Annotated in this window: 8 protein-coding genes; 2 read left to right on the plus strand and 6 right to left on the minus strand. The window is 35.6% G+C overall.

All coding sequences use genetic code 11. The annotated features are described in order from the left end of the window. Positions 1 to 1,378: hypothetical protein (locus J0M08_12285; GenBank protein MBN8703837.1), on the minus strand; the 1,378-nt coding region annotated here is incomplete at its 3' end. Positions 1,379 to 1,559: 181 nt separating this feature from the next. On the opposite strand from J0M08_12285, the gene J0M08_12290 reads away from it, so the two are divergent. Continuing rightward, positions 1,560 to 3,023 (plus strand): hypothetical protein, encoded by a 1,464-nt coding sequence (locus J0M08_12290; GenBank protein MBN8703838.1) that lies wholly within the window; start codon positions 1,560 to 1,562, stop codon positions 3,021 to 3,023. Positions 3,024 to 3,304: 281 nt separating this feature from the next. On the opposite strand, the gene J0M08_12295 is transcribed toward J0M08_12290, so the two are convergent. Further along, complete coding sequence (locus J0M08_12295; GenBank protein ID MBN8703839.1) at positions 3,305 to 4,123, minus strand: hypothetical protein; 819 nt, start codon at positions 4,121 to 4,123, stop codon at positions 3,305 to 3,307. 206 nt (positions 4,124 to 4,329) lie between these two features. Continuing rightward, positions 4,330 to 7,656 carry a gliding motility-associated C-terminal domain-containing protein gene (locus J0M08_12300; GenBank protein MBN8703840.1) on the minus strand — a complete coding sequence of 1,109 codons (3,327 nt, stop codon included), beginning with the start codon at positions 7,654 to 7,656 and terminating at the stop codon, positions 4,330 to 4,332. A 218-nt stretch (positions 7,657 to 7,874) separates the two neighbouring features. On the opposite strand from J0M08_12300, the gene J0M08_12305 reads away from it, so the two are divergent. After that, positions 7,875 to 9,353, plus strand: coding sequence for a hypothetical protein (locus J0M08_12305; protein ID MBN8703841.1), 1,479 nt, complete (start codon positions 7,875 to 7,877; stop codon positions 9,351 to 9,353). A 3-nt stretch (positions 9,354 to 9,356) separates the two neighbouring features. On the opposite strand, the gene ybeY is transcribed toward J0M08_12305, so the two are convergent. From ybeY to J0M08_12320, 3 genes are all read right to left on the minus strand, one after another. Continuing rightward, a complete protein-coding gene (gene ybeY, locus J0M08_12310; GenBank protein MBN8703842.1) occupies positions 9,357 to 9,791 on the minus strand; it encodes an rRNA maturation RNase YbeY in 435 nt (144 codons plus the stop codon). Between the two features lie 63 nt (positions 9,792 to 9,854). Further along, positions 9,855 to 10,262, minus strand: a complete 408-nt coding sequence (locus J0M08_12315) for an ATP-binding protein (protein MBN8703843.1) — start codon at positions 10,260 to 10,262, stop codon at positions 9,855 to 9,857. Between the two features lie 15 nt (positions 10,263 to 10,277). Continuing rightward, positions 10,278 to 13,682 (minus strand): DUF4175 domain-containing protein, encoded by a 3,405-nt coding sequence (locus J0M08_12320; protein ID MBN8703844.1) that lies wholly within the window; start codon positions 13,680 to 13,682, stop codon positions 10,278 to 10,280. Positions 13,683 to 13,706: the final 24 nt, after the last annotated feature.

Genomic DNA, 13,706 nt, shown 5'->3' on the forward strand with positions numbered 1-13,706 from the left:
CATAGGCAACTAGTTTAGGCGCCCCTATTACGCTTTGTGTTGTATTCATCATTTGAGTATGCGTGCCCCATTTTTTAACTCCTGCTGAAGTATATTTTTCCAAAACTAGTTGTTGCATATTTCCGGTGTTATACCTCTTTGTAGAGGTAATGATAGAATTACCGGGGCCGGTAGTTACATCTTGTGCAATGTTTTTATCACCAGCCAAAGAGTTGTGTACTACTTTATTTACCCAAACCAGCTTTCCGTTGGCAGATTGGTATTTTACTAAATATGCGTTATACGCTGTATTATCTCCAACAATAGTCTTGTTAGAGGAGCTCACAGGATCGGGAGAAATAGTTGTATTTGGCTCTAGCGTACCATAGCAAATAACATCTCCTTTTTTATCTGTTGTACAATACAAAGGCGATCTTCCTTCCAATATTTTATTCGTAAACTTTTGATTTCCTAGCGTAGAGTACTTAGACACAAAATTGAAATACTTAATAAACAACTGCAACCCCGAATACGTATCATCTATTACTCTTCCAGAAAAAATGATATTTCCATTTGAATCAAGAGCCATATCATCGAACGTGATGTCTTCCCAGGATGAAAATTGAGTATCGTAACTAATATTTTTACTCCATTTAAAGGCAAAATTATTATCATACTTCGCAAGAAACAAACCGCCAACAACAGCTCCATAGCCTTGTCCTGGATTTATGTCCCAGTTACCCCACTGGTTAAGACTTCCAAGCAAAATTAAATTACCGTACTTATCAGTAGCCAGTCCTGCAATTTTAATCCTAGATGAAACTCCGTTGTCTTTGTTATCTTGCAGAATTGCTTTTTTTACAAGGTTACCCAACACATCATACTTTAGTAAAAAAATATCTGTACCTCCTGCACTCCCTGCGTTGATAGTTGATGTGGCTCCGGCAGGTGTTTGTAGTTGAAATTTACCATCGTGGTGTCCGGCTACAAATATATTTTTGTTCTTATAGTCAAAAGTTATTTTTTGGAGTTTAGTCATCGAATTGCCTATACTCTTTAAAGAGCTTACCCACTTTAATTTTTGTTTACTGTTAATCTCTTCGTAAGCAATTACAACAGCTAATCCCAAAGATTGATTGTTACCATCGTGATTAGGATTATTAACTTCTGATATCATTTTTTTTGCAGACGAAGGATCTATATCGCAAGTTCCTTTTACATATGCCAATAAATAAGTAGTGTTAGTAAGTGTATCTATATCAGAATCGACATAGGTAATATTCGATTGACTGCCGCCAATTGCTGTTACATGCTCAATCTTAGATTGTGCTGTTGATGCATTAATACCGGCTAGTGCCATTATAGACACTATTGCTAAATTTTTACATATTGCTTCCATGCTTTTAAATTTATGTTTTGGGGGGTGTTTGGTTATATACTTGTGCTTGATGTGGCAAAATTAAACTATTTCATTTGCAGGTCTTTTTGCGGAAGCCCATCTATTCGGGAATTGAAGCCACCTATCCCTTTCTTCCTTATATTTTACTATATTTACAGACTATAAATATGATATCACTAAAATGAACCATTCGCTTTATTCGAAAATTAAAGACCTAGATTCGAAAGAATTAAATCAATGTAAGCTCGATTTTGCTAATGCGCACTTCATACTTAAAACTATCGAATACGTAATTAGTTGTAATGAACCTCATTTCAGAACACAGCAAATTGTTTCTTATTTATATAGTTCGGAGCTGAAGAAAACCCCAATTATTACTTTGCAAAATAGATACTATAAAATAAGAAAACGCTTACTAGAGTATTTTAATGCTAAACGAAAGCTACAACAAACCATACTAACTTCGGAAGAAACACGTTTTTATGAATTAACAAGAACAACTAAATACAACGCCAACGAAGTTGATTATGAAAATAAACTAGATGCACTTGAAAAAGATTTGTGGGATAATAACGTTTTTGAACTTTTACCATTATTACTAGAACACAGGCTATCAAGAGAATTTGAGAGAGGAATGAAATTCCACAGCTTACTAAAAAAATATAAGAAAGCTAAACTATTACAGGAGGATATTTCACAGGTTAAGGAACTTAGATTCGTAATGGCAGAACTAAATTTTAAATATGGAGAAAAGGCTATTATTGAATACTTGAATAAAGTGGAATATCTAGCTCAAAAAAATAGTGAGTACCTCCGCTTTAAATTCTTATACAACTACCTGTGTGTTTACAACAAACGAAAATGGGACAAACTATCAGATGTTAAAGTATTGAAAAAACATCTTAGTGTTTGCAAATCAATTGTAGCAAAATATCCCCGCATACCACTGTTTGATTACACTATTGATTATGAAAAAGACACTGCTATTAAAATAATTGGTACAGAAGCAGCTGTACTATATTTTAATTACGAATATGACAAAGCCGAAATTGCATTATTGTCAAAAATTAAGTTGTCTCAAAAATATAAATTCACAGAAAAAAGTTCCCTGTTAAGAGATATTCAAAACAGAGCTGTCACGCTAATTTATTGCAAAAAATATTCTGAAGCATGGCAATTACTTACCGAAACTATTCCTACTAGTAGAACGAGTGATGAAACCTCTGTGCAAATTAATTATTTTTACAGAGCACTCGCAATTGCCCACTCCTACCCTAAAACTCCCATATTGCAGTATGACTATCTAATTAATTACTTAAAAAAGTTGGTAACGAATAATGCAACTAAAATTGCTACTAAACTAATAGTACCATATAAGGTAGCGTTATCAAAGTTGTTGGTGATCAAAAAAGATTTTAAAGCTGCACACAGATTGATTTCAGATAGTACGGTCAAAGCATATTTACACGAAATAGTAGATTACCAGTTGATTCTTGATTTTTATAAGCTGTTACTTATTCATGATTCTTTTAAGAATAAAGAATATATACTTCGATTGAAAAAGAAGCTGTATAATGAGAAAAACCCACAACTGATGATGGAATACGAATGGTATTTGAAAATGGGAAATCGCCTACTAGAATGATTTACCCCTAACAGTAGATGCTTTTGAAAAAAGCGCACTATCTGTGTTAGTACGGGCCACCCCAACTTAGTATTAGTAAAGTTTCCTTACTTATTCAAAACACTAAAAGCCTTACTAATATTTAGTTGTAGGCAGTTGTATTTTCCAACTGCCTATTTAGAGTTTAAACTAATTCGATAAAAATTCATTCGACCTTACGCATGCTTTTTTACTAGCACTAGTAAAGTCGAATGAGTTGAAATTCATCTGGAATTATTGTAAAATTAAATTATCACAAACATTTATTTTACCCTTTTACCAAATTTGTAATGTAAGTTAACGGTAAATCGCAGGTCTGATGCAAAACTTTTATACGGACTAGTGCTAGTAACAATCCAACTATCCTTTTGATCATTCGAACCTGTCCTTTGAACATGGTCAAAAAATTCAGCGCCTAAGCCTTTGCTAATTCTATTAATTCTAGAATCTGCTGCCAACTGCACTGATAACCCAAAACGAGAAGACAATGCATGGTAAAAATTCACAAAGGGACTTATGCCGATAAATGTTGAGCTCCATCTTATACCACCCGAATTCCCGCTTGGTACAGAAGGAGAGGAAATTAAATTCTTTAATGTATCTGTACGATAATAAGATATGTTGGAGTAACTAAAATCTATACTCTCCTTACCATACAAAATATCTGCTCCAAATGAAAACTGAGAGTTTTCCTTTATTGGTAAATTATACTGCACTCCAAGCTTATAAAACGTTTTGTGAATGTCTGTAGAAAGATTGCCAGTTGTAATATAAATACTATTGTAATCCCAATAGTTTAAATCCTTATCATAATATAGTTGATCTATCGTAGTATAATTTTTACTTAAAACACCCACTCGAATTTCTAATTTTGAACTTATTTTTCTTTTTAGGGTAATGTCTCCCGATGACTTAGCGGCTTTACTTGAAATCCCATTAGGAAAAACACTTAGGTTATTGATATTTACGCTTACGTCCCATTTTTTTTGATTAACAAATGTAGAATCAGCTTTTCTTTCTTTAGAATAAGAGCTTGCACAAAATGTAAGAATTGCACTAATGGTTAGAAGTTTTGTTTTCATCTATTTATTTTTTGTTTAATACGGGCAAATCTACCCGAAACCCAAAGGGGAAGTCAAATTAAAATGGTAAAATATTTAAGTTTTATTCAGACCAAAATAATCCATAACAAACTAATATACTGTTAGTTAAAAATAAAAGGTTTAGTTTTTAAGAAGTTATAAATTAAGGTTGCGAAGTACACAGAGAGCGATTTTATAGCGAAGAGTTAACGAATCAAACTAATGTTTCCCGTATACTTTCTTTTTATTCCATTAGTATCTTTTAATTGTATTAGGTAAACATACACCTCTTGCTGCGCAACATCTGGTGCTCCCAAATATTTTCCATCCCAACCCGTTTGAATATCTTCTGTTTCCCATATTACTTCGCCCCATCTGTTAAATAACGTAATCCTAAAGTTGGAAATATTTTGGTTGGTGGAATAAATACGAAAAACATCGTTCAATCCATCTCCATCCGGACTAAACGAATTGGGCACGAACAATGTAAAATCATCTTCCACGCTAATTTGTGTATAGGCGGTATCGCTGCATACACTACCATTACTAGCTATTAGCTGTATCGTGTAGCTTCCTCCCTCAGAATAAACATGAGTAGGACTCACCAACGTATCATTTTGCCCATCGCCAAAATTCCACCAATAATTGGTAGCGTTAGCAGAATTATTTAAAAACAAAATCTCCTCCAACACATTCGCATTCGAAACAGGATTGGTGCTAAATGCAGCGAACGGAGAATCTAGAATGGTTATATAATTCGAAGCAACTACTGTATCTGCACACCCTGCATTATTTAATGCATACAAAGTTACGGAATACAGCCCGCTTGCTTGATAGCAATTTAAGGGGATTTCAAGCGATGATGTATTGCCATCTCCAAAATTCCATGTATAAGTATTGGTAGTGTTAGCTACCACCAAAGAAGTATTTAAAAATGTGATACACCCCGAAGAACAGGATAGTTGGTTATTTGCAGTAAACTGTGCTGTAGGCGTATCAGAGACATTCACAGTAACAAATGCAGTATCTGCACACGCGTTGATATCAACTCCCACAACGGTATATGTGGTGGTTGCTGTTGTTGTAACAACCACAACTGGTACTGAGGCATTGTTCAATCCAACTACAGGCAACCACGAATAACTGTTTGCGCCCGCAGCAGTTAACGTAGTTGAAACACCATTGCAAATAGATGTATTTCCAATTAATTGCAGCACCGGCAAAAAATTAACAGTAACTGTAATAACAGCTTGTGCAGAACAACCAACATTATCTGTTCCCAAAACACTATACGTGGTAGTACTGGTTGGCATGTCTGTAACGGCAGCAGTTGTTGCACCTCCGAGACTCCACAAATAAGCGGACGCTCCACTTGCAGACAAGGTAACACTTTGTCCATTACATACTGCACTAGGCGCAGCAATTGAAACTGTTGGTGTACTATTTACGCTAAGTGTAAATATAGCTTGTGCAGAACAACCTACATTATCTGTTCCCAAAACACTATACATGGTGGTAGTAGTTGGTGCGTTTGTAATGGCTACGGTTGTTGCGCCTCCAAGACTCCATAAATAAGTCGATGCGCCATTTGCAGACAAGGTTACACTTTGCCCATTACATACTGCACTAGGCGCAGCAATTGAAACTGTTGGTTTACTATTTACGCTAAGTGTAAATATAGCTTGTGCAGTGCAGTTATAGTTGTCAGTTGCTACAACGGTGTAACTTGTTGTAGATACTGGAGATACTGTTAAACTAGCTGTGGTAGCGCCTCCAGGACTCCATAAATACGTATTACTAGCACTTGCGGAGAGTGTTGCACCCGAACCACTACAAACAGAAGGCGCTGTACTATTAATACTTACCGTTGATGTACCCAAAGTAATTTGTATGGGATTTATGGCAGTGTCTTTTATCCCCATACAATTTTCTACAATTAATTGAACAGAATATGTGCCAGGAGCAGCATACGTATGTGTAGGATTTTCAAGTGTAGAAACATTCATTGCTCCGGAAGATGGGTCTCCAAAATCCCAAGAATAGGATTTCATTTCTAAACAATTAGCATCGCTCGCATTTGTATAGGTAATAACTACGGGCATTGCGCAAGTTGTTACAGGCGCATTACTCGTAAATGCTGCGATGGGAGCATCGGGTACAAAGCGCCATAACACATTTTTTTGCACGTTGAGGTACCCCCATGTAACACCGCCTTGTGTAAGACCATACACATAGAATGAGTTTCGAGATTTCCAGGATGCCCCTCCTACCATATCCGGTGGCTTATTTGTTGCCGATGGAACATTCTTTTGCCCATAAACCACCGGCCCGGTAAAGTTTATATCACCCCAAACATATGTCCAATCATTTCGTATAGGATTGTATCTCCATAAATCATTTGTAAAAGCATTGGTGGCTGATGGACCATAATTAGGGTTTCTTGTAGCACCCGAATAAATATAAAAGTTCCCACACTCGTCTTTCCACTTAGTGCTAGTGCGTTCTCTTGATGGCGGAAAATTTGCTGTATCTCCAGCACACAATGTACCATAATTTCCTCGGTGGTTTTGAACAACATGTTGTCCATTCATCCAAGTCCACTCGTTGGTTACAAAATCATATTTCCAAACTACATTCCTTCGCAAACTAGGGTCGTACAACCACATATTGTTTTGTGCATCCAACCATAGTGAATAAAACTCTTGGTCGGGAGCAGGCTTGTTGGCGGCACTAGAAATAGTTTTCGTTCCATAATTAGCGTTTTGTACAGGATAGGCTACCGGACCATACACCCAAACCCATTGATTGGAGGCAATATTATACTTCCAAATATTTTGAAAATTTTTTCCGTTCTCCGAGCGACCTCCATACAATATTAAATCTCCATTCGCATCTACCACGCCAGCTCCAATATGACATTTGCTTCCGGGCTCATTTGTAGTACTCCACACAAATTGAGTTCCTGCATTTGTTAGTTGATAATTTCCGGTAGGTCCTTTTACCCAGGTCCACAGATTGGTTCCGGGATCGTATTTCCACAAATCTCCCTTACACTGAACGAGCCAATTATCTCCACCAAACAGCCAAAGTATTCCATTATTATCAACCCAAGTAGCAGGAGCACTTTGTCTTGCTCCCGGATTATTAGCCGGAGCAGCAACACCGATAGTTCCATAAACAGGATTGGTGGTTCCTGCGTGCATGCGTGTCCACATATTTGTATTTACATCGAATTTCCACATGTCGCACATTACGTTAGTAAAAGCACTTCTACCTCCATACAGCCATAAATTGCCCTGCGCATCTGTCCAATTTGCAGCACCATAACGTGCGGTAGGATTATTATTTACGCTAGGAACACCGACTGTTCCCGGAGAATAAATACCAACAGTTCCTGTATCTCCATGCACCCATTCCCACTTTCCTTGTGCGTAACTAATCGTTGAAAAACCGAACAGTAAAAAAACAAAGTACACACAAGCGTCTATGGAGTAAACGCTTCGATTAAAAAGAAAATGTTTTTTGTTGTGCATACTCATGCCATTTGGTAATATAAGGTACCGCAAATCTGCAGACTATTCAACATGCCAAGAAAGCACAATTCGTTTAATAGCATCTAAATTTTAACGTTATTTTTTAAATCAACCAAAAATATTTGTTTCATATTTTAACTTTCTAAATCAATTTGTTATATTAAACTCATTGATAACGAATTGCATACATACACAAAACTAAATTTTCAAAATATAATATGAAAGTTGATAAATTGAGAAAACTCATTGCAGCAATGAGCAAAAATGAAAAACGGTACTTTAAAATATATGCTGAAGCGTATAGGTCCGGAGACAACAATTCCGTTCGCCTGTTCGATTTAGTAGAAGGTGGGATGAACGATGACGATTTAAAAAATGAAATTCTAAAATATTCCAACAACGCCAACTTATCGTCCCATAAAAATTATTTATTTGAATTGCTGCTGGAAAGCCTATTTGAATGCCACTCGGCAGACGATATAGAAACGCAGCTTTTTCGAAAAATAAAATATGCCGATCAATTGCGCTCCAAAGGTCTTTACAAGGAAGCAATCGAATTATGTAAAGACGCCAAAGAGGAAGCTAACGCTAAGGCAGACTATGTGTTTTCCGGCATGGCTGCATTAAAACAAAGAGAGATCCATATTGCAAGCTGGGCAGATCTTGACGAGCAGATTGAAGTAATGAACAATGAGCTATATGATTATTTGCGAAAACTAAAGAACAAAGAGCAATACCGGCTTCTATGGTATCAAATAAACCGTGATATAAATAATAAAATGTTTGTTAGCTATAACGACAATTTAATTGACTTGTTTAAACACTACATAAACCATAAAATGCTAAACAATGAAAAGTATGCCATAGCGCCTATCAGTAAAGTACTATACAATTTAATTAACGGACTCATTCAGAAAGATATTCTCAACAACAATCCAAAATCAATAAGCTTTACGAAGGCTGCTATTAATTACTTTGACGAAGACAGAGAGCTTTTGGATGGGAATCAACGTGATTACATAGTTGCCGTTAGTAACTATTTTTTCCCAATCCTATTTACAAAAAACAAATCGTTGTTTTACAGGGAATTCGAATTTTACCAAAATAAAATTGCAGAGCTAAAATCACTTAAGCCTCACTTACTAAATATGTTCACAAAAAACATGCTTGTATTTAAAACAGCTGCGCACTGTGTTTTTGCTGACATTACAGACGTATCTAAGGTAATGAAAGAAAACAAAGCCACCATTCAGCTTATGCTGCAAAGTGGTCCCAAAGGTGCTTACGTTATAAATTTACATTTTGGGTATTTATACTTTTTAGTAAAGGACTACAAAAACAGCATAAAACATCTGGGGCAGATCTTAAATAATAAAGATTCCTTTAAAAGAGCTGGTGATTTTAGACCGGAAATATTGCAAATCATGTCTTTCTATGATAAGGGAGACGAACTTTTTGCACAAAAGCTTTTAACTGAATTTAAAGATACCTATTTATCAAACCCTGATTTTGCAAACAAAACCATCGAAACTTTTTGTCCATTAATGGAGGGTTTATTAAAATCTAAAAAGGAAACTAAATTAGTAGCGTTAAAAAAAACATTGCCTATTTTCAAAAATATAGAAGGCGTTGATTACCACTCAAGTGGGCTATACCCCCTTTCTATTGCACGATGGATTGAAAGTAAAATAAAATAGAACTTATTTGAAAAGGGAAAGACACTTATCCTCTAGCTTACGCATTGCGACTTTCTGAGCTTTCGTTTTGTCTTTATAGCCCAATAAATGCAATACTCCGTGAATTAAAACGCGCTGCAATTCTAGCGAAAAGGAGGTCTTAAGGGTTTGTGCGTTTTCTTTGACTCTTTCGATACTAATAAAAATATCGGCTGATACTGTTTTACTTTTCTTATCAGAATAATCAAAAGTAATAATGTCGGTATAAGTATCATGGTGCAAAAATTTTAGGTTTATAGTATGTAGGTATTTATCGTTACAAAAAACATAATTAATGTTTTCTATCTTATACTTGTTTTGCTTGATAATTGTTTCAATCCATGCGATTATTTTCTTTTTATTTTTTAGTGTGAATTTTATTCCATCGTTAAAAAAAGAAATGTTGCTGTTAGCACTCATAAAATAGCATCCTCAAGAAATGATTGTTGAAAAATACGACACGAAACGGTTGTACTAAAACGTTTAATTAACCAATGTTTTAAAATTGAGCGACACCACTCTTCCATTGTCTAAAAACTCAACTTTATCCGCCAAGTTTCGCATTAAGAAAACCCCACGTCCGTTTGGCTTTTCAATGTTTTCGGGAGCCGTAGGGTCTGGAAGTGTGTCGTAATTAAACCCGTCTCCTTCATCTTTAATAGTAAATGTGATGGAGTCGGGTTGAGAAGTATAATTTATTGAAACATTTTTTCCCGGATTGCCCTTGTTGCCATGCAATATAGCGTTATTCACAGCCTCTGTGAGTGCGATTAAAATATTGCCATAAAAGTCTTCTTTAATTTTGTGCTCTTGGCAAACTTCGTTTATCAACTTTTCTACTAATACAAGATTTTCTGTTTTAGAAGAGATAAGCAATTGTTGTTGTTCCATTAATAACATTGGGTTTTAATCTACCGTATTAAAATATTCTGCTACTTTATTTTTATAAAAAGGGTTTAAAGACGGAGGAACAGTTTTCAACAATTCCATTTCTTTCTCTTTTTCCTGCTTATACTCTAAAAAATCGGAAAGGTTACGTTTATACTCTTCTTTTGCCTCGTTAGACTCTCTTTTCTCATCCATATCTCGCTCACGCTCAGCATTTTCATGCTCTAAAAGTTTAGTTAAAATTTCTTGTTGGCGCTTTAATGTCTCTTGTGTTATAATTTTATTAACCAGCTCTGTTTCAGTCTCTTCCATTTTTTGCTCTATTTCTTGCAAGTTGCCTCCGGGTTGATTTCCGTTGTTTTTCATATCCTGCATTACTTGTTGCAATGCTTTACGCAATGCCTCTTGTTGAGCTGCTGTTTTTGCTAATTCTTCACTCATGCCATTCATTCCCTCCGAACCATTATTGCCTTTGTTACCATTACTCCCTTTTTCCCCTGGTTTTTTTCCTCCGGGATTCTTGCCCTGCTGCTCCATCTGTTGCTTTAGTTTTTGTATTTGCTTATTCAAATTTTCCTGCATTTGGCGCATACTTTGTGCGCTTGGCTTTTGCCCTTTTCCACCGGGTTTATTACAGCTTCCGCTACCTGAACTTTGGCTCTTTTGTCGCATTTGTGCCTGCATTTGCTCCAAAGCTTCGCTGAGCATCAAAGCCAAATTATTAATTGATGTCATTGCAAACTGCTGCCTTGCGTTTGCTTCGGGAGTTTGGCGTTCTGCTAAATGCGCAATTGCCTTATCCATACTCGAATTTATTGCGCTTATTTCTTTATTTACAATCGATTCTATTTGCGGAACTTTCTTGCTCAGAGCAAACAAGCTATCCTCAATCATCTTTGCATCATCTTTTAACTTCTTTTGTGTTTGGGTATGTTTTACATACAATGGATTGTTTGTTTGCGTGCTTTTAAAGCTCTTCATCAACTCTTCTTGGCTAAACGAAAGTTGAATTAAATTTTCCAATATATCCCTCAACTGATTCATCTCTACTGCATCTTGCTGCTCTTCGCTTTGCTGCATTTCTTTCTCCATTTGTTGCGCCATTTCTTGCATCTTTTGCGCAGCACTTTTTTGCGACTGCGAAGCTTTACTGTTTTTATTATTTTGCAATTGCTGTTCGCTATTTTGCATTTCTTGTTTTACCTCTTGTTCTTTAGCATCGGTATTTGCCATATTAAATGGCGTTTCTAGCTCGTTATTCTTTTTTTCTAATGCATCAATATCCTTTTTTACATCGTCAAATTTTTTATTCAACTCTTGCTGCTTTTTTGTTAGCTCTTCGTTAGCTCCTTTTTTATTTTGCTCAGTTTCTGTGGCAAGCTTTTCTTGTTCTTTAGCCAATTCATTTAGTTTATCTACTGCATCGTTGTAATTTTTTTCCACCTCCATGCGCTTAAAAACTTCTAGTGTTCTGTCTAACTCTTTCTCTATGTCTTTATTGGTAAGCTTCATTTTATCTAACGTTTCCTGTACCTTTTGTTTATCCATCTTATCCATTAATGCAGCCAACTCTTTAAATAATTTCTTCATGTCCTCTGTCATTAAGTTCTCAAACATTTTTTCCAACTGTTGTTGTTTCTCCAATAAAGCTTCATCCGGCTTATTAAACTCATTTTGATTGTTGTTGTTCTTTTGATTTTCTTGTTTTATCTGTTCAATTTTATTTTCTAACGACTGCTGCTTTCCAAGCAAGTTCTCCAATTTCTTTTTCTCCTCCCAGCCTACTTGTTTCTTTTCAAATATATCTTTGTTCATCTCACCTATTTGCTGTTGAAGCTCTTGCGCATCTTTCATAGCCTGCTCCATTTCTTTTTTTAGTTCAGAATTACTTTTTTCTGTTTGACGCTTAAGTTCATCCAGCGTGGGAGCCTTAAATAAAAACTTTTGAGTTCGTGCACTCTTATTACCATTCACGGCATCGTTATCAAATACTTCAAAATAGTATTCTATCTCATCGCCCAGATTAACTGACAATTCTGTTAAATCCCAATAATGAAAAAACATATTTTGTGTTGCACTTTTATTTATGTCCAATGGAACAGTTTTGGAAACAGGTGTTGTAGCCGAATCAACCTTTCTGGTGTATTTATAATTAAAACTCAACGAACTAAATCCGTAGTCGTCCTTCACAAAACCTTTGAAGTATAGCTTTAGATTGGAAAGCGTGTCTTTATGTTCCTGCACCTCAATAGAAGGATGTGAATCCGGAATAACGTTAATTGTATAATACAGTGAGTCTTTGTTTTTCACAAGTTCGTTCGCGGTTTTTATTGTGTAGGACTGAGATTTTAAAAAACGAGAAGAGATTGAAAAACGATTGGTATTATCTGCACTTAAATGATACGTAGAATCGGCCAATGCAAAAAATAACGACTGCGTGTGTTGTGTAGAAAAATCCCACTTCACCTTTGTTCCTGCGGGAATTGTTATATCTCCTGTATTTTTTACAGTTTCGCTCTTTCTTCCTACATAAGCAGGATATACAAAACTTACTTCAAAATCTACCACCGTTGGCTTGGGAAACACAACAAGATTGTATGGCTTTGATGAAACATTATCTGCCCATAAATTAAACGAAATATCTTTTTGAACATTCTTAAAAAGATAGGAGAACGTTGTAGTTGTCTCCTTCGTTAACTTGTACTCTTCGCCATTAAATTGAACAAAAATTTCATTAGGTATTTCATTTCCATCCAAAGAAACATTCAACAAAAAATCTTCATTCTGAATGGCTTGTAGCTGATTATTTGCAACCGAAAAACGGAATGGAGATGGTGTTTCGAAATACGCATTATGCAACACCAAACGCTTGGTGCTATCTAAAATAAATGAGGGTACGGTAACCAACAACAAAACAAACACCAACATTGGAACAGCTGCATACTTTAGATACTTAACATTCTGGCGAAAATCAATTGCTGCTGTAAACACAATTGGTTGTATAGACTGGACCTTTTGATTAATCCCAGCTTCCACTAATTGCCTAGAAGAGAACGTGTTTTCATTTGAAGAGGACAACTGCAAAATATTAAGCAACTTATCTTGCACTTCCCCAAAGTGTTTACCAATAAGCAATGCAGCTTCTTCATAACTAAGAGTCTTACTAAGCTTGTATATTTTTAATGTTGGAACAACAATAAATTTCAGCAACAACGAAAGTGATATTCCTAAAAAAGAGAAAAACAAAAAAGTTCGTATTCCGGAATTAAATCTCCCGATAAACTCTAAGCCGCTTACAAGCAAATAGAACGCGAGCACAATACCAATAAAATAAATACCTCCTTTAATAAGTTGATTTTTATAGTATTTTCTAATAAACTCATCTAGTTTACTAACCAGTATGTCATAGTTGCTTTTTGACAATGTATTGTACCCTTTGTTCTACTA

The sequence above is a fragment of the Bacteroidota bacterium genome (genome assembly GCA_017303975.1).
Lineage (GTDB): Bacteria > Bacteroidota > Bacteroidia > JAFLBG01 > JAFLBG01 > JAFLBG01.

Bases quoted from the DNA above. Each gene is read 5' to 3' on its own strand.
- J0M08_12315 (MBN8703843.1), bottom strand. From the start codon at position 10,262: ATGGAACAACAACAATTGCTTATCTCTTCTAAAACAGAAAATCTTGTA.
- J0M08_12305 (MBN8703841.1), top strand. From the start codon at position 7,875: ATGAAAGTTGATAAATTGAGAAAACTCATTGCAGCAATGAGCAAAAAT.
- J0M08_12295 (MBN8703839.1), bottom strand. From the start codon at position 4,123: ATGAAAACAAAACTTCTAACCATTAGTGCAATTCTTACATTTTGTGCA.
- ybeY (MBN8703842.1), bottom strand. From the start codon at position 9,791: ATGAGTGCTAACAGCAACATTTCTTTTTTTAACGATGGAATAAAATTC.
- J0M08_12300 (MBN8703840.1), bottom strand. From the start codon at position 7,656: ATGCACAACAAAAAACATTTTCTTTTTAATCGAAGCGTTTACTCCATA.
- J0M08_12290 (MBN8703838.1), top strand. From the start codon at position 1,560: ATGAACCATTCGCTTTATTCGAAAATTAAAGACCTAGATTCGAAAGAA.